The following is an 18,293-nucleotide window of genomic DNA, read 5'->3' as shown; positions in this document are numbered from 1 at the left end:
TCTAAAAGGAGAAGATTGTGAAGAAAAAGACTAATAAAAAATTCACAGCAAGTAAGAAAAGTCTAGTGTTATCACTAGCGTGTGTATCTGTGTTAGCAACTGTTGCTAATGCTGAAATTAGTGGTCTAGATCAGTCTGGTGCAGACAAGTCTAGCGTAAAAGGTGACCAAAATCTAGTTATCAACGAACAAATTTCTGGTAGCTTACTTGACCTTAATGGTTTTAGTGGCGGTGGTGACAAGAACGTTACTATAAACTTTGATATAACAAATGGCATTATTAATGGTAAAGGTTCTTCTAATTTACAAGGAACTATCACAAACAATGCTACAATTGGTAAAGGTGCCGATTTTGGAAATATTACTTTTTCTGGTGGTGGCGCAACTATATCAAATAACGGCACAATAGATGGAAATATGACATTTGGCAAACTGAATGTTAGTGGTTCAGCATCAGCTACTGGTGCAATTATTAATAGTGGCACAATCAGTGGAAATTTAATTATTAAATCTGTGAATGTAAATGCAAACATCAAAGCTAGTGGTTCTGGTATCTCTGTTACAAATGGTGGTGCGATTACTGGTGGTGTAGACATAGGCAAGATAGATGTTAATGTTTCTGGTGGTGCATTAGGTGGTGATTTCGTATTTGAAAACACAGCAGAAGGCACTATAGGCAATGGTGTAAAATTAGGAGCAATAGACATAAAAGCTCTTAGTGGAGGTGATGCTGAAGTTAGCATTAAAAATGCAGGAAATATAACTGGTGGAATAAGCCTAAATGACAATGTATTAGTCCAGTCTAGTGGTGGTATGGCTGCTTCATCAGGCTCCGCTGTGTTTTTAGTCCAAAATACTGGTAACCTTGATTCTTTGAATATAAACGGCAGTCTTTTTGCAGATAAAGCTGGTAAGATTACAATTGAAAACAATTCAGGAACAATAGGTGATTTTATTATAGGAAAGGGTTCTACAATTAATACGGGTGTAAGCGGTTCTATATCTATTACTAATAGTGGATCAATTGCTAACTGGATTAATAATGGTTCTATTAAAGAAAGTGGTGCTGGTAGCGTAACACTGTCTAACAATGGCTCAATTGAAATGCTAACAAATAATGGTTCAATAAGCACTTCAAAAGGATTTGAAAACTTTGGAAATATTAACAACTTCACAAACTCAAAAACTGGGTCTATTTCTAAAATTACAAATGCTGATGCTTCTGCGAATGCATATATTGGCACATTAAATAATGCTGGTAAAATAACAACAATAGTAAATGGTGACACTTCTTTATATGGCACAATTAATACCCTAGTAAATACAGGTTCTATTGGTTCAGGTGCTAATACTTCTGGTGGTGTTACAAATAATGCTGGAAGTGTTATTAATACTATTGCTAACTATGGAAACATTATAGATGGTAAAGATTTCTCTGGAGCTAATGCTGCTATCTACAATGTTGGTGTAGTTGGAACAATTATTAACTCAAATAAATTTATCACTGAAAGCCCAGATGGTAGCGGTTCTACTACAACTTCTACAAACGCTAAAATTGGTTACATAGTAAGTGATAATAGGGGTGGAAGTGGTGCTTCAATAGGACTTATAGATAACCAAGGTGGAACAATTGACGGTATCATTAATAAAGAATCTTCTATTACAACAATCAAAAACACAGGAACTATAAATTCAATAATAGCTACTGGCTCTGCTACAAACAATGCAGCGTTTGGAACAATTGCTAACTTAGATACAGGTGCAATTAGCTCCTTGGCTTTAAGTGGTGGTGCGACTATAACTTCAGTTGTTAATGAAGGTGTAATCGGTAATAAGAATGCACAAAATGCTACTTCTGATGCAATCTCTATGAAATCAGGTGCGAATAGTATAGCTTCTCTTATAAATACAGGTAGTATAAATGGTAATATTAACTTATCAAGCGATAAGGGTGGCAACAATACTATTACTACTTTAGACAATTCAGGTAAAATTACAGGTAAGATAATTCTAGCAACAGGAAATGCATCTACAAGTGCTATAGCTTCTATTGCGACTCTTACTAACTATGATACTGGTTCAATTGGTGAAATCCTAGTTGGAAACAATGGTAGTGGTGGTCATATTGGAACTCTTAACAACTACGGAACAATTGTAAATGGTATTACTATAGCTAATGATTCTGGTTCAATTGTAAACTTAAACAACTACTCTACACTTGGAAATGTTGATACTGGTAAAGTTGGTTTAACTAACAATAACACAATCGACAATCTAAGAAACTATGAGACAGGTTCAATCGTATATGCTGGAACTGGAACAATCGATAAGCTTCTAGATAACAAAGGAACAATTGCTTTAGCTAAAGGAACTTCTAATGCTATAAATCTAGCAGATGGTGCAAGAGTAACAAATACTGGTAAAATCATAGGTTCTCAAGATGGAGTTAGCATATTTAGCACTATGGGAGCTATTAGCATCAACAATACAGGTTCAGTAGATGTTAGAAACTATAAGCAATCTCAAATTCACCTATCTGGTGCAGGTGCAAGTGCAAACATTGAAGCTTGGAAACTAACTCTAAATGAAAGCACATCAACATTTAACAACACTCCTGGATATACATACAGAGTAAGTGATGAAAGATATCTATCAGGCACATTTATTCCTGCAGAAGTAACTCCTCCAACAGATGGAAGTGGTGGCAATACAGAAAGTGGTGATAATACAGGTGCAACTAATCCAAAAGGTAAGTGGGTATTTACAACTATTGGTTCTGGTGCTAATACAGATACTAATAAAATGAATGCTAATTCACATATCTATGTATCTAAAGATGAGAATGGTAAGTTTGAAAATGTAAACTTCCTAGATAAATCTATAGTTCTAGATCTGTCAAATCAAGGCTTTGAAATAGGTCAAGTATATAATATGGATAATCTAGTATATGGTGTTGATAATAACGGTCTATTAACAGGTATAGGTTCTGCTGAATGGACTATTAAAGACAATGGTAGTGGTAATGGAACACTAGTATATGAATTAGATAGTGGTGCTTCAAGCGTTAATGGTGGTAGAGGTCTAACATCTGCTAACTTAGCAATCCAAGATGATCTATACACTATTAGTGATACATTCATTGATACAATAACTTCTGAAAATGGTGATGGAAAGAGAGTAAGAGGTTTCTCAATTGGTGTTGATGTAGCAAATGGTGCAGGTGCTCTTCTAGCTCAAGGTTTAACAAATGTTAGCGCTAGAAGATCTCTATTTATTGATTCAATTACTTCAACAGCTATCCAAGCTACAATTGATCAAACAAGTAGAACACAACAAGTTAGCTACAATGATAGTGATGTTAATTTTGAAAACCTAGCTAAATATGCTCAAATCTCTACAGATGCATATAGTGCGACATCAAATAGAGATACATATTTCTATGCGATACCTTACTATACAGCTGATAGCATGGATTTACAAGGTGGATTTGAAAACCTAAAAGGTAACACTTATGGTCTTGTTGCTGGTGCTCAAAAGAATCTATATGATGCAGGTATCGTTGGTATCTTCTTTGGATTTGAAAGTGGTAGCTATGATACAAGTGCTAGATTTACATCATACAACCAAGATGACTTAACATTCTATGGTGGTCTAAACTACTATAAAGTATTAGGTGGAACAGAAAGCAGAGAATACTATGTAAAAGCTATAGCTAAAGCTGCGTTAATTAGTTCAGATGTTTCAAGAAGCACAACAGCAGGAAGTGGAACTGGTGATGCAAGCGTAGATAGTGCTAACTTTGGTGCTGGCGCTGATTTAGGTATCAATTTCTATCTAACAGATGCTCATGTAATTTCACCAGAAATTGGTATAAGCTATGATAGATTAAATACTGATAGTTTTGTAATAGGCAATCAATATTATGAAGAAAGCGATGCAAATCTATTACAAGGTAAAATAGGATTTAACTGGTTAGCTCAATGGTCACCAGTATTTAGCACAAATTTCGGTGCAGGTATCAAAAACAACTTCACAGGTGATATTGATACAGCTGTAAGAATTGACAATAATCACATTAGCCAAACAGTTGATCTACCAAGCACATATCAATATGTTCAGGGTGGTCTAAGCTATATGATTACTAATAACATTGAAGTTTCTCTAAACTACAATGGTAACTATTCAAGTGATACATCATCTCACTCAGGTCTATTAAGACTAGGTATGTGGTGGTAAGCGATTCTTCCCTCTAAGGGAGGAGTAAATTCAATTCTTCACAATCTTCTTTCTTAAAAGTCTAAGTTTCAACACTAAGTTGGATCTTAGCTTTTAGAATTAACACTCTTTTTATTTTTTGTTGTAAAATCAAGTTTTAATTTAGGGAAAATGGTTTATAGGAATCTAAATGCAAGGCTATATACTTCACACACATAAAGTAAGAGATGAAGACTTGCTAGTAAAAATAATAACAACAAATCATATATATACACTATATAGATTCTATGGTGCTAGACACAGCACGATACATATAGGACATAAAATAGACTTTATAATAGAACGAGATATAAAGAATCTAGGTAAATTAAGGGAACCATCACATCTATCGTTTGATTGGGAAATACACTCACACAAAAGATACTATTGGCAACAATATATAACCTTACTAAATACTCATCTACAAGATGTAAGTAATATAGACAGCTTTTATTTTGATCACTTAGAACATGGTGCTATTAGACTCAATAAAGAAGAACCAAAACGATGTATGCTAAGTTTGTATGCTAAATTACTAAATTTTGAAGGAAGAAATAACCCACTAAATACATGTCTAATCTGCAATAATATCCTAAATGGTGATAAAATTATAATACTAAGAGGAATACTTGCTGCACACAAAGAATGCATAAATGGGACTTTATTTAATAAAAGTAAAATCCTCCATTGGCTAAATGGCAACGGAGAATTTTTAGAAGACAATGAAGTTGATAAATTATGGGAAATTTTATTGCTAGGAATCTAACTATTTACATGCAAAGATTACTAATCCGTTTAACTTTTGCATTTCTTTACTTTTGACTGGCATAGAGATTCCACTTAATTCATTTTTAGCTCTAGAATCGTTTGCAAGCATTGGCATTACATTTCTATTATTATCTAAATTAATCTCTTTTACATAACAACTTTTATGTGAAATATTAGAATATTCCTTCGCTAACGATATTGCCTCTAGTATCATTTTATTATTTAATTGTTTTAAAGTATCATTTTGAGATTCATAACTTGCTTGCTTGGTAATCGCTGGAATTGGCAATTGAAGAAATGAGTTTTTCGAAACAATAGTTTCTATACTGCTTAACATAGTATTGAACATCCCTTTATTTTCCTCGTTAAACTTACATTTCAAACTATACATACTATCATAACCACTTTGCACCATGCTTCCATTATTATATGTATGATAAGGATTTATAGAAAATTCCCCTCCACTACATATTGAGCTTTGCTTTATTAGCTCATTTATAGTGTTATATGTTTTAATTATTTCATTTTTAGTAGCAGTTGATAGATTTTTTGTATTCTTTAGCTTTTCGCTTGATAGAATATTAACATCGGCCACATAATCTGTAAGCAATACTTCTAAACCGACACTCAAATTTTGTTTAATAACCATTTCACTAGCAAAAATAAAGCTAATGCAAGATAAAAACACAACAAATAATTTCATATTACACCTTTAAATTTATATTTGCCACAATTAGCACAGATACAACATTTATAAATCCACACTATAGGCAACAATAAGTGATAATTATATCACACATCAAGTTGCACTAATTTAACTATAACCACCTTTTACTATTTTGTTCAGATATCTTGTGGATAATAAATTTATTAATACACTTCATGCAGTTTCCAAAACAAAGCTTTATAATCAACAATAAAGATAAGAATACCGAAATTAAGAGAAGTACAAAACTACTAAGAGGAAAATTATATCATCAAAAAACAAAGGATTCTAAGAAGAATCCTTACAGAGCTTTTTTTGCACTCTCTACTATCTTAGCAAAGTGGCTAGGCTCATTTAACGCAATATCTGCTAATATCTTTCTGTCAAGCGAGATTCCAGCCTTCTTAAGACCAAACATGAACTTAGAATAGCTAATTGCATTAATCCTACAAGCAGCATTAATTCTAACAATCCACAATCTTCTAAAGTCTCTTTTCTTTTGCTTTCTATCTCTAAATGCATAACATAAGCTTCTTTCTAGTTGCTCTTTTGCTTTTCTAAAATGCTTATGTCTAGCACTATAAAAACCTCTTGCTAATTTTAAGATTTTCTTATGTCTTCTTCTTCTTACAACACCTGTCTTTACTCTTGCCATTTTTTCTCCTTAACCTTAAAAGGTGTGATATATAATCAAACTTGCCCTAAAATAGGGGGATAACATAAAAATTATGCAACTTTTAACCCATGCAAAGCATTTTCTTAACAGATTCAATATTTGCACTATGAACATGCTTAGGTGCATTAAGATTAGCTATTTGTCGTGGTCTTTTCTTTGTCAAAATATGACTTTTAAAAGCAGATCCGCGTTTAATGCTATTTTTTTTAATTTTAAATCTCTTCGCTGCACCGCGATTTGTTTTCATTTTTGGCATTGCTTTCTCCTTTCATAAGATAAATTATTTTTTAGGCGTTACAAGCATATTGACATATCGTCCTTCTATCTTGTAATCCTTATCAACATTGGCAACTTCTTCTAGCATAGAAGCAACCTTATTTAACACTTCAAAGCCAACTTGTGGCTCACTTACCTCTCTACCTCGTAAGAATACACGGAATCTAACATGCTTATTCTCACTTAAAAACTCTTTTGCATGTTTTACTTTATAGTTTATATCATTGATAGCTATTTTAACTGATAACTTGATTTCTTTTATTTCTATTTGCTTTTGCTTCTTTTTAGCTTCTTTTAGTTTCTTTTCTTGCTGGTATCTGAACTTACCATAGTCCATAACCTTACACACAGGAGGTTTTGCATCTGGCGCTATCAAAACCAAATCAACACCCTTTTCTTCTGCAATTTTCAAAGCCTCACTTGAACTAATCAAGCCATACTGCTCACCATCATCACCTATACAACGAACCTCTGGAAAATCAATATCCTCATTTAACATTACATCTGTATTCTTACTCAAAAGCTAACCTCACGCATTTTCTCCCTTGAAAATTTTATAAACTCAACTAAATCCATATTAAAGTGTTCCTTATTTCTCCTATCCCTAATAGCAACACTATTATTCTTGACCTCTTCATCTCCAAGAACCAAAATCATAGGCACTCTTTGCTTTTCTGCGTTTCTAATCCTCTTATTTAGAGTGTCATTTTTGCTGTCTATTTCAGAATATACTCCATATTTTAGCAATTCATTTCTTATTTTTAAAGAATATGCAGTATGTACATTTGATATAGGAATTATAATAATTTGAGTAGGTGCAACAAAGAATGGAAATTCTCCTCCAAAATGCTCCGTTAAAATAGCAACAAACCTTTCAAAACTGCCCAATATAGCCCTATGTATCATTATTGGTTGTTTACTAGTGTTATCATCAGCTGTATATTCTAACTTGAATCTCTCTGGAAGATTCATATCAATTTGTATAGTCCCACACTGCCACTTTCTACCTATTGCATCAGTGATTTTAATGTCTATCTTTGGACCATAAAATGCACCTCCACCCTCATCAATTGCATAGTCTATACCATATTCATCTAATGCTTCTTTTAATGCATTAGTAGCCTCTTCCCATACTTCATCGCTACCTATTGATTTTTCTGGTCTAGTTGAAATTTCCATTTCATATTTGAAGCCAAATGCATTCATTATTTTTTGTGTAAATTCGATAATATCTTTAACTTCACTACCTATTTGACTTGGGAGACAGAAAATATGTGCATCATCTTGTGTGAATTCTCTAACCCTAAGCAACCCATGCAAAACACCACTCTTTTCATGTCTATGAACAACACCATATTCATAGAATCTCAAAGGCAAATCCCTATAACTTCTAGGTGAGCTCTGATATACTTTAATATGTCCAACACAATTCATCGGCTTTATGCCATATTCTACATTATCAATAGTGGTAAAATACATGTTTTCACCATAATTTGCATAATGTCCACTAACCCTCCATACATCACTCTTTAGTATCTCTGGTCCTCTAACTGGTTCATAACCACGCTCTATTAATGCCTGTGTTAGCAAATTTTCTATATTTCGCCTAAGTCTAGCACCACTTGGTAACCATATTGGTAGCCCTGCTCCTATTTCATCATCAAAGGCAAATAATCCAAGCTCCATACCAACTTTTCTATGATCTCTTTTTTTTGCTTCTTCTAATTGTCTTAGATATGTATTTAAACTATCCTTATCAGCAAATGCAATACCATAAATTCTAGTTAGCATTTCAGAGTTTTCATCACCACCTAAGTAGGCACCTGCTATTTTAGTTAGCTTAAATGAATTAAGTAGCTTTAAAGTAGGCAAATGAGGACCTCTACACAAATCTTCGAATTCTCCTTGAGAATATATGCTAAGGGTTCCATCTCCAAGAGGTATTCTGCTAATTACAGCCTGTTTTAAGTCATCATTTTTAAATTTCTCTATAGCCTCATCTCTAGGAAGTGAATACTTAACTAATTTTTCGCCTTTTTTGGCTAATTGTTTCATTTTGTTTTCTATTGTCTTTAAATCATCTTCGCTAATTTTATGATTCACCCTAAAGTCATAATAGAATCCCTCATTTACAACAGGACCGACGAAAAATTGTGCCTCTGGATATAGAATCTTTATAGCTTCTGCCATTAAGTGCGCACAAGTATGTCTCATAATATAGAGAGATTCTTCAGAATTATCAAAATAAATAGGCTCTTTAGAATCTATATTTCCTATGCTTTGTGTATCAATTATCTCGCCATTGACTTTATAACCAATAATTTCGGACATTAATTATATAACCTTAATTCAAAATTAAAAGCCTTGATTCTACCAAAAAAATACATTTTTATTCCTTAAAATAATTTTGCATCTTAATAAAGTCTATTCTTCTTGTACATATTTGGTTTTATCCCAACCACCACCAAATGCCTTATACACATTGATACTAGCACTCAAGTTCTCCAATGCAGCACTTTGATAAGTCAATTCTGCTGCAAACAAGCTACTTTGCGTATTTAAAACCTCTAAATAATTAGTATATCCTTCAGCATATCTAAGCTCTGCTAAGACTAATGTTCTCCTAAGTGCCTTTACTTGGTCATCTAAGCTTTTTAACCTCTCGCCACTCATAGAATAGTTAAACAATGAATCTCTAACCTCTCCAAATGCATTTCTTACTACTTGTCCATATGTAAGCAACATCTCTTCTTGTTGTGCTTTTGCATAATCTACATTAGCCATTGTTCTACCCATATCTAAGAGATTACCAACAAAGTTACCACCATAATTCCAAGTTGAAGATGAACTTTGCATTAGATTATTTAATTGTGGGCTTACATATCCTGCTAATCCCGTTAGTGATATAGTTGGAAAATATGCACTTCTAGCAACACCAATTGCAAAGTTAGATGCTTTTAGATTCTGTGTTGCTACTTCTATATCTGGTCTTTGCTCCAATAAAGTAGATGAAAGTCCAATAGGAATAACCGGTGATTTTGGCAATGCTTTTGCTTCTGTCGGCAATTTTAGATCAAAAATCTCTTGCGGATTTCTACCTAGAAGAATCATAAGTGAAGTTTGGGCTGCATTTTGCTCCATTAATAACTTTTGCATTTGAGCCTTTACAGACGCCATCTCTGATTTTGCTTGTTGCATATCTATTTCTGGTATTTTCCCTATTTCATATTCTTTTTTTCTGTATTCATAGCTTTCAGTCCTACTCTTTAGGGTATATCTTGAAATTTCTACTTGATTGTTAAGAACCAAAATACCAAAATAACTTTGAATAACATTAGAAATCAAACTAAGCTTAATAGTGTCTCTACTGGCCTTGCTTGATAATAACATGGCATAAGCTTTCCTATCAGAATCCCTAGCCCTACCCCACAAATCAAGTTCAAAACTCAAAACAGCACTTAAAGAAAAATTATTATAATTATCACCCATACTTACTGGATTGCTCATATTTCCATTATTTCTAGTAGCCTCACCTTTAGCACCTATATTTGGATATCTATCGCTTCTAGCATAGCTCCACTGACTTCTAGCTTGAGAGATTCTACTCATAGCTAAAGATAAATCATAATTATTTTTCAATGCTTCATCAACAAGAGTATTTAAATATTCATCATTAAAGTCTTTCCACCAAGCAACACTAATTTTAGAATCTGCACTCTCTCCTGTAAAGTTACTAGGGATACTAACTTGTGGTTGTTCATATTTTGGAGATAGAGAACAACCTCCAAAAATCAACAATAAAGATATTAAAGATATAATTTTTAATTTCATTTTTTATTCCTTAGGTTTGCTAAAAACTCACTAAATCTCGCAAAATATGTGAAAAATAAAGGTATGAAAAATGTAGCAATAAATGTAGCTGCCAACATACCACCTATAACACCAGTTCCTATTGCATGCCTACTAGCAGAACCAGCACCTGTGCTAATTGCTAATGGTAGAACCCCTATAGTAAATGCTAAAGAAGTCATAACAATTGGTCTAAATCTAAGTCTTGCTGCTTCAATTGCAGATTCGTATATATCTTTACCTTCATGCTCTCTAGCTTGCATTGCAAATTCTATTATCAAAATTGCATTCTTTGCTGCTAAGGCTATTAGAGTTACTAGACCTATTTGGAAATATATGTCATTTTCTAATCCTCTAAGCCATGTAGCAAAAATAGCACCAAATACCGCAAAAGGAACAGCGGTTAGAACCGCTAAAGGCATTAGCCATCTTTCGTATTGTGCAGCAAGAATCAAAAACACAAATATCAAACCAAAAATAAATGCAACAGCACCAGTTCCACTACTTGCTTTTTCTTGATATGAGCTACCAGAAAATGCTATCGTATATCCATCTGGCAAGACTTCAGCAGCCACTTCTTCAATAGCCCTTAATGCATCACCAGAAGAATATCCTGCAGTTGCATCACCCATTAATTTTGCAGCAGGGAATAAGTTGAATCTCTCTAAAATATCAGGTCCAACCACCCTTTTAAAAGTTACAATAGAGCTAATTGGCACTAAATCACCCTTATTTGTCCTTACAAAAACCTTGCTCAAATCAGCAGGAGATTCCCTAAAGCTACTTTCAGATTGTATATTTACCTTATAGGTTCTACCAAACAAATTAAAGTCATTTACATAATAAGTTCCAAATGTTGCTTGTAAAGTAGAAAATACATCAACAACGCTTATACCAAGAGATTTTGCCTTTTCTCTATCTAGTTCTACATTATATTGAGGCACACTTGCACTAAGCGTTGTCCTAACTCCAGTTAGCTCCGGACGATTCTGTGCTGCTTCTAACACCATTTGAGTGTATTTTTGTAGATCTTGTATAGATCCACCAGTTCTATCTTGAATATATGCTTCAAAGCCATCAGTCAAGCTAAGTCCCATAATTGGAGGTGGATTTAATGCAAAAATAACAGCATTTGGATTTTGCATAAGTTGTCCTGTTAGCGTTTTTGCCAAGAAAGCAGAGTGTTGCGAATCTTCTTTTCTCTCGTCCCAATCTTTAAGCTTAACAAACGCAGTACCACCAAATGTTCTAGTAGCACTAGATAACAAATCATATCCAGCTAGAGCCATAATTGAATCTACATTAGGATTGCTTCTTACGGTTTCTTCCATAAAGCCAATAGTTTGAGTTGTCCTGCTCAATGCAGTTGCAGGTGGCAATTGTACTGAAATTAGCAAAATACCCTTATCTTCAGCAGGAACTAATCCAGTAGGAACTCTAGTAAATAATCCATAAGTAATAAAAATCAAACCAACAAAAAGTACCAAGTATAAAGTACCTCTCCTAATAGCATTTGCTACCTTTTCTGTGAATTTATGTGTAAGCCAATCAAAAAATACATTAAACTTCTTCACTATTTTAAAAGGCTTTGGTTCTTTTGTGCTTAAAATAGACACACATAATGCAGGCGTCAGCGTAAGAGCAACAAACCCAGATATAATAACAGATATAACTATAGTAATTGCAAATTGCTTATATATCTCACCAGAAAACCCACCAATAAATGCGACAGGCACAAAAACAGCTGATAAAACAAGCACAATAGCAATAACTGGACTTGCTATTTCGTCCATTGCCTTAATTGTTGCTTCCTTTACACTTAGCTTTTCTTCATGGATTATTCTCTCAACATTTTCAATAACAATAATTGCATCATCAACAACAATACCAATGGCCAATATAAGTCCAAATAGCGTAAGTAAGTTAATCGAAAATCCAAGTAAATACATACCTGCAAATGCACCTATAATAGAAACGGGTACCGCTAAGACTGGAATAATAGTTGCCCTAAAATTCTGCAAAAAGAAGTAAATAACAATAACAACAAGTATTATGGCTTCAAAAAATGTCTTTACAACCTCTTGCACAGAAACCTTCACAAATGCGGTTGTATCATATGGAATCTTATATTGCATACCATCAGGGAAGCTTTTTGATAGCTCTTGTAACTTCTTTTCTACGCCTTCTGCTACATTAAGTGCATTAGCTCCTGGTTGTAAAAATACACCAAATGCAACTGCAGAATGCCCATTATAAAAAGCATTAACACTATAATCTTCGGCACCTAGTTCTATCCTTGCTATATCTTTTAAATACAAAGATGAACCATCAGGATTAGTCCTAATTAATATGTTTTCAAACTCTTTTGCATCAACAAATCTTCCTTTTGTAGTAACCGTATATGTGAAGTTTAAATCAGACCTTACAGGCTCTTGTCCAAATGCACCTGCTGCAAATTGTGAGTTTTGTTCCTGCACTAATGCAATTACTTCAGAAGGGGTTAGATTATATTTTGTAAGTTTGTCTGGCGATAACCAAATCCTCATTGCATACTCTTGTCTACCAAATAATGTAGCATCACCAACCCCCGGCACTCTCTTTAACTCATCTAAAATATTAATCGCAGCGTAATTTGCAATATAAGTTGCATCTTGGTTTGGAACATCAGAAAATAAAGAATAAACCGCCAAAATTGTAGATGATCTTTTGTCTACCTTAACGCCCATTCTTTGAACTTCTTGTGGCAATGAACTAAGCACTGATTGGACACGATTATTTACATTTATGGTGGCTTGATCTGGATCTGTCTCATTTGTGAAATATATATTAATACTAAGAGTTCCACTTGAAGTAGAGGAAGTTTGCATATATATCATGCCTTCAACACCATTAATACTACTCTCTAGCACACTTGCCACACTACTTGAAATTACCTCTGCACTAGCACCGGGATATGTAGCTTGCACCACAACTTGTGGAGGAGTTACTTGTGGATACTCTTCAACCGCAAGAGATACCATGGATAATAATCCAGAAATTACTATGACTATTGACATAACCATAGCTAATACTGGACGATTAATAAAAAATTTAGAAAACATAAAAAACCTTTTTTAAAAACCTTACATTAACTTATTTAGTTTCAAACTTATTGACACCAATTGGGGTTACACTAGCACCCGGTTTTATTTTAATTAGCTGACTTGTAATTACAACATCTCCATCTTTTAAACCAGACTTAACTAAAAACTTATTTCCAACTACATTTCCTAATACTACTGGGGTGATAGTGGCTTTATTATCTATAATTGTATAGACAAAACTACCTTGTGCATTTTGCATAACAGCATTTTGAGGAATCGCAATTGCATTTTCGGCTACAAATCCATCAAGTTTTACCCTAGAAAATTCACCTGGAACAAGCAAATTATCAGTATTTGCCACAATTGCTCTAGCCTTTATAGTAGCAGTATTTGAATCTACTACATTATCTATAAAATCAATCTTGCCCTTCTCTTTATAATCATTACCATCAGGCAATATATATGTAACTTTAATATTATCTCTATTTAGATTCCGCAAGAAATAGTAATCGTTATTTGGTATTGAGAATTCTGCATGTATTGGATCGAGTTGCGTTATCGTGGTTAAAACATTGTTCCCACCTGCAATACCTACTAAATCACCTATGTCATAATTTTTCATACCTATTTTTCCACTTGCAGTAGCAATAACATCTGTATATTCTAAGTCAATCATTGCATTATCTAAACTAGCTTTTGCATTTTCTACATTTGCTAATGCACTCTCATATGCAGATAAAGATTGATCTCTTTCTTTTGGGCTTAATGCTTTTTCTTCAAAAAGCTTCTTTGATCTCTCCCAATCCCTCTTTGCTTCTTTAAAGGTAGCTTGAGCTGATAATAATTGAGCCTTAGCTATATTAACACTTGCCTCATATCTTGCTGGATCTATTTTAAAGAGCTTGTCACCTTCTTTAACAAAAGTGCCTTCAATAAAGTTTTGTTGCAACAATGTCCCTTGAACTCTTGCATAAATATCAACACTTTGGATACTTTTTAATTGAGTTGGATACTCAAATGAAACTTCCACATTTTCTTGCTTTACATTATAAACTTCAACAGGTATTGAAGAATTTTTAGCAACATTTTGCGTATCTCCACTTGAACAACCACTAACAACAAATGCTACAAACAACGAAACTAACAATATGATTTTTTTATGCATCATAATAATTTTCCTTAATACAAAGTGTAATACTAGTTACAAAACCAAAAATTCTAACTAAAAATTGTTTATATAAGCTTAAATCTAACTATTTCGATTCTTATACTCACTATAATCAAATGTTTTTAAAATATTAAAATTGCCTTCTTTACTTATCATTGCTATACTTGGCAAAGGTATTCCATTGAATGTATTATTCTTAACAATTGTGTAATGTATCATATCTTCAAAGATTATTTTATCTCCAATTTTAAGTGGTTCATCAAAACTATAATCGCCTATTACATCACCTGCCAAACAACTAGGGCCACCGAATCGATAGCAATATTTTTTCTCTCCTTTAAGCTTTAGCTTACCATTTTTTTTGTGCTTTATTTTTACTTCACCACTATTTCTAACCATTGGTCTATATGGCATCTCAAGGCAATCTGGCATGTGTGTTGTGGCACTAATATCCAAAATAGCAATATCTATTCCATTGTGAACAATATCAATAACACTTCCTATTAAAAACCCAGTTTGCCAACCAACCGCCTCTCCCGGCTCTAAATACACTTCTGTTTTATACTTCTGAATGAATCCTTGAATAATTTTCACCAAAAGCTCAACATCGTAATCAGCCCTTGTAATGTGATGACCACCACCAAAATTAATCCACTTCATTTTTGCAATATGGCCACCAAAATGCTTCTCAAAATGTTCCAAACTTCTAGCTAATGCATCACTATTTTGCTCACAATGCGTATGAAAGTGAATTCCACTTATACCATCTAACCCATATTTACTAACACCTTTTTTAAACTCCTTTGGCGTAATCCCAAGCCTAGAACCAATGATACAAGGATTGTATATAGGTGGTGTAACTTCGCTATATTTTGGATTCACCCTAAGTCCAACTTCAATTAATTCTCTATTTTCACTTTCTCTAATTTTATTTTCATTATCTATTATGTCTTTAAACTTACGCCACTGCTTAAAAGAATTAAAAATAATATGGTTTGAAATTTTTACTAGTTCTTCCATTTCTCGTTTTTTGTAAGCAGGACTAAATGTTGCAACCTCTTTTTTAAACTCTTCATAACCTAATCTTGCTTCATAAATTCCACTAGCTGTTATACCATCTAAATATTGTCTTATTAAACCAAAGCTCCTCCATAGAGAATAAGCTTTCAAAGCCAATAAAATCTTTGCTCCACTTTTTAATCTTACATAATTTAGTATCTGAAGATTCTTTTCTAGTTTCTCTTCTTCTAGCACATAGCATGGACTTGGAAAATATTCAAAATTATTAGGATAATTATTTGTATTCATCTTAAGATTCTCCTGCTTTATTGGGTTGCAAATTGTATCAAATCTTGGCTGGTGTATATGCTCTTAGGTAGCAACTTTAGACATTTTTTAAATATCTCAAATGCAATTACTGAATCATCATAAGCTCTATGTAAAGGAAAATGATTAATTTCTAAAAATTCATTTAAATAGCCAAGTGAATATCTTTCTGATTTTATTAGCTTTCTTGCTAACTTTATTGTACATATTCTAAAGTTATATAAAGCACCAAAATCATAATAATCCAAACATTGGCTTAAAAAATTAAAATCAAAATCAGCATTATGTGCCACAAGAATTGAATCTCCTAAAAACACTCTAAAAGTTTCCAATACACTCTTTAAATGCGGTGCATTAACTAGCATATCCGGTGTGATTCCAGTTAGTTTAGTAACTGCTTGTGGAATCTCTTTGCAAAAAATTAGGCTACTAAAAGTTCTCTCAACTCTACCTTCTTTGTATAATATAGCTCCTATTTCTATTGGTTGGTGAAGCTGTGGATTATGTCCATTGGTCTCTATATCAACTATACAATAACTATCTAGGGTAGCTTGCGTTAGTGTTGTTTTTAAAAATACCTGATCTTTTATAAAAACAAGTGGCAAACCGCTTGATTGTAACAATTCTAACTCTAAACTAGCATCACAATAATTATCCAAATCACTCAATAAAACCTCAAGCTCATTTATGCTAAGTGGTCTTTTTGTAAGTTTGTTTATAAGTTTAGAATAAATATTTGACATCACCATTCCTAAAAATTAAAGCCTAGATTCTATCGTTTTTAAAGCAAAATAAATGTAAATTTCAAAATATTATTTTTAGGACACGATATGAAACAAACAATTGTATTATTTGATTTAGACGGGACATTAATAGATTCAACTGAAGCAATATGTGAGAGTTTCAACAAAGTATTTGAATCTCACAACAAAAATAAACCAAATTTAGAAATACTAACAAGCAAAATAGGATACACACTAGAAGATATGTTTGAAGCATTAGAAGTGCCAAAAGATTCAATACCTACTTATGTTGAATCTTACAAAAAATACTATAGAGAAATATGTAATATAAAAACGAATCTACTTCCAAATGCTAAAGATTCGATTATTGAGGCTTATAGTTTTGCACATTTAGGCATAGTAACAACAAAAACTGGCAAATACTCCAAAGAGTTGCTAGAACACTTTGGATTATTGAAATATTTTTCATGTGTTATAGGCAGAGAAGATGTAACATACCCAAAACCAAACAAAGAGCCTGTAATAAAAGCAATCAATGCAATCTCAAAAAACATAGCTAAAGACAATATTTACCTAATAGGCGATACACAACTTGATATACAAGCAGCAAATGACGCAAATATAAACTCTATTGCAGTAACAACCGGATATGCAAGTGTAGAATTGTTACAAAAATATACAAGCAACATAGAAAAAGATTCATTGTATGCTATATTAAAAATAAAAGAAATACTAGGGATAAAATAGGATATGTTGAGAAATTTTATAAATATTATCAATTTCTATAAAGATAAATATTATTTTACCTTTTATTCTGTAAAAAGTAATTTTTAAGTGCCTCTTGCTTACAATAATATAAATACAAGTTATTTAGGAGGCATAACATGCTAGAGATTAGATGGCATAGTCGAGCAGGTCAAGGTGCTGTTACTGGTGCTAAGGGTTTGGCTGATGTAATTGCAGGAACTGGCAAAGAGGTTCAAGCATTTGCGTTTTATGGTTCAGCCAAAAGAGGTGCTGCTATGACTGCATACAACAGAATTGATGATAATCCAATTTTAAACCACGAGAAATTTATGAATCCTGATTATATATTAGTTATAGATCCAGGTTTAACATATATCACAGATATTTGTGCTAATGAAAAACCAACAACAAAATACATAATAACCACTCATTTAAGCAAAGATGAATTTTTAGAAAGCAAACCAGAGCTAAAGGGAAAAGAAGTGTATATATTAGATTGTATAGGATTATCAAGAGAGGCTTTTGGCAAATCAATACCAAATGCACCAATGCTAGGTGCATTCTTAAAGATTTCAAAAAGCCTAGAATTAGAATTTTTCTTAGAATCTTTTAAAAAAGTGCTTGGTAAAAAACTTCCGCAAAAGATAATTGATGCAAATATGGATGTAATAAGAAAAGCATACAACGAAGTAAAATAG

Annotated in this window: 14 protein-coding genes; 4 read left to right on the top strand and 10 right to left on the bottom strand. The window is 32.9% G+C overall.

The window, feature by feature from the left end; translation table 11 throughout:
* The first annotated feature begins 17 nt into the window (after nt 1-17).
* The gene (locus PF021_RS01725) at nt 18-4,235 is read left to right on the top strand and encodes a beta strand repeat-containing protein (protein WP_271020682.1); all 4,218 of its coding nucleotides are present in this window, start codon (nt 18-20) and stop codon (nt 4,233-4,235) included.
* Between the two features lie 169 nt (nt 4,236-4,404).
* Complete coding sequence (gene recO / locus PF021_RS01720) at nt 4,405-5,019, top strand: recombination protein RecO (protein ID WP_271020681.1); 615 nt, start codon at nt 4,405-4,407, stop codon at nt 5,017-5,019.
* Here the strand turns inward: recO and PF021_RS01715 are convergent, their stop codons facing one another.
* From PF021_RS01715 to PF021_RS01670, 10 genes are all read right to left on the bottom strand, one after another.
* On the bottom strand, nt 5,020-5,724 hold the full coding sequence (locus PF021_RS01715) for a hypothetical protein (protein ID WP_271020680.1): 705 nt from the start codon (nt 5,722-5,724) through the stop codon (nt 5,020-5,022).
* Nucleotides 5,725-6,028: 304 nt separating this feature from the next.
* Entirely contained in the window at nt 6,029-6,382 is a 354-nt protein-coding gene (rplT, locus tag PF021_RS01710) for a 50S ribosomal protein L20 (protein ID WP_271020679.1), read from the bottom strand.
* An 82-nt stretch (nt 6,383-6,464) separates the two neighbouring features.
* Entirely contained in the window at nt 6,465-6,659 is a 195-nt protein-coding gene (gene rpmI / locus PF021_RS01705) for a 50S ribosomal protein L35 (protein WP_271020678.1), read from the bottom strand.
* 24 nt (nt 6,660-6,683) lie between these two features.
* Nucleotides 6,684-7,199, bottom strand: a complete 516-nt coding sequence (gene infC, locus PF021_RS01700; RefSeq protein WP_271020677.1) for a translation initiation factor IF-3 — start codon at nt 7,197-7,199, stop codon at nt 6,684-6,686.
* Nucleotides 7,196-9,010 (bottom strand): threonine--tRNA ligase, encoded by a 1,815-nt coding sequence (thrS, locus tag PF021_RS01695; protein WP_271020676.1) that lies wholly within the window; start codon nt 9,008-9,010, stop codon nt 7,196-7,198. Before thrS ends, infC begins: the two co-directional genes overlap by 4 nt.
* 93 nt (nt 9,011-9,103) lie before the next feature.
* A complete protein-coding gene (locus tag PF021_RS01690; RefSeq protein ID WP_271020675.1) occupies nt 9,104-10,510 on the bottom strand; it encodes an efflux transporter outer membrane subunit in 1,407 nt (468 codons plus the stop codon).
* The gene (locus PF021_RS01685) at nt 10,507-13,629 is read right to left on the bottom strand and encodes an efflux RND transporter permease subunit (protein ID WP_271020674.1); all 3,123 of its coding nucleotides are present in this window, start codon (nt 13,627-13,629) and stop codon (nt 10,507-10,509) included. Before PF021_RS01685 ends, PF021_RS01690 begins: the two co-directional genes overlap by 4 nt.
* A gap of 31 nt (nt 13,630-13,660) precedes the next feature.
* Nucleotides 13,661-14,779, bottom strand: coding sequence for an efflux RND transporter periplasmic adaptor subunit (locus PF021_RS01680; protein ID WP_271020673.1), 1,119 nt, complete (start codon nt 14,777-14,779; stop codon nt 13,661-13,663).
* Nucleotides 14,780-14,860: 81 nt separating this feature from the next.
* Nucleotides 14,861-16,087: a carboxynorspermidine decarboxylase gene (nspC, locus tag PF021_RS01675; RefSeq protein WP_271020672.1), complete on the bottom strand. Its 1,227-nt coding sequence runs from the start codon at nt 16,085-16,087 to the stop codon at nt 14,861-14,863.
* A 17-nt stretch (nt 16,088-16,104) separates the two neighbouring features.
* Nucleotides 16,105-16,848, bottom strand: coding sequence for a 3'-5' exonuclease (locus PF021_RS01670; RefSeq protein WP_271020671.1), 744 nt, complete (start codon nt 16,846-16,848; stop codon nt 16,105-16,107).
* Between the two features lie 87 nt (nt 16,849-16,935).
* Between PF021_RS01670 and PF021_RS01665 the strand changes: the two genes are divergently transcribed.
* Nucleotides 16,936-17,595, top strand: coding sequence for an HAD family hydrolase (locus PF021_RS01665; RefSeq protein WP_271020670.1), 660 nt, complete (start codon nt 16,936-16,938; stop codon nt 17,593-17,595).
* A 137-nt stretch (nt 17,596-17,732) separates the two neighbouring features.
* A complete protein-coding gene (locus PF021_RS01660; protein ID WP_271020669.1) occupies nt 17,733-18,293 on the top strand; it encodes a pyruvate flavodoxin oxidoreductase subunit gamma in 561 nt (186 codons plus the stop codon).

Source organism: Helicobacter ibis (assembly GCF_027859255.1).
GTDB classification, from domain to species: Bacteria; Campylobacterota; Campylobacteria; order Campylobacterales; family Helicobacteraceae; genus Helicobacter_D; species Helicobacter_D ibis.
This window is presented reverse-complemented; position numbering and strand designations above follow the sequence as displayed.

Bases quoted from the DNA above. Each gene is read 5' to 3' on its own strand.
- PF021_RS01660 (WP_271020669.1), top strand. From the start codon at position 17,733: ATGCTAGAGATTAGATGGCATAGTCGAGCAGGTCAAGGTGCTGTTACT.
- PF021_RS01685 (WP_271020674.1), bottom strand. From the start codon at position 13,629: ATGTTTTCTAAATTTTTTATTAATCGTCCAGTATTAGCTATGGTTATG.
- PF021_RS01715 (WP_271020680.1), bottom strand. From the start codon at position 5,724: ATGAAATTATTTGTTGTGTTTTTATCTTGCATTAGCTTTATTTTTGCT.
- PF021_RS01665 (WP_271020670.1), top strand. From the start codon at position 16,936: ATGAAACAAACAATTGTATTATTTGATTTAGACGGGACATTAATAGAT.
- PF021_RS01670 (WP_271020671.1), bottom strand. From the start codon at position 16,848: ATGTCAAATATTTATTCTAAACTTATAAACAAACTTACAAAAAGACCA.
- rplT (WP_271020679.1), bottom strand. From the start codon at position 6,382: ATGGCAAGAGTAAAGACAGGTGTTGTAAGAAGAAGAAGACATAAGAAA.
- recO (WP_271020681.1), top strand. From the start codon at position 4,405: ATGCAAGGCTATATACTTCACACACATAAAGTAAGAGATGAAGACTTG.
- thrS (WP_271020676.1), bottom strand. From the start codon at position 9,010: ATGTCCGAAATTATTGGTTATAAAGTCAATGGCGAGATAATTGATACA.
- PF021_RS01690 (WP_271020675.1), bottom strand. From the start codon at position 10,510: ATGAAATTAAAAATTATATCTTTAATATCTTTATTGTTGATTTTTGGA.
- rpmI (WP_271020678.1), bottom strand. From the start codon at position 6,659: ATGCCAAAAATGAAAACAAATCGCGGTGCAGCGAAGAGATTTAAAATT.
- PF021_RS01680 (WP_271020673.1), bottom strand. From the start codon at position 14,779: ATGATGCATAAAAAAATCATATTGTTAGTTTCGTTGTTTGTAGCATTT.
- nspC (WP_271020672.1), bottom strand. From the start codon at position 16,087: ATGAATACAAATAATTATCCTAATAATTTTGAATATTTTCCAAGTCCA.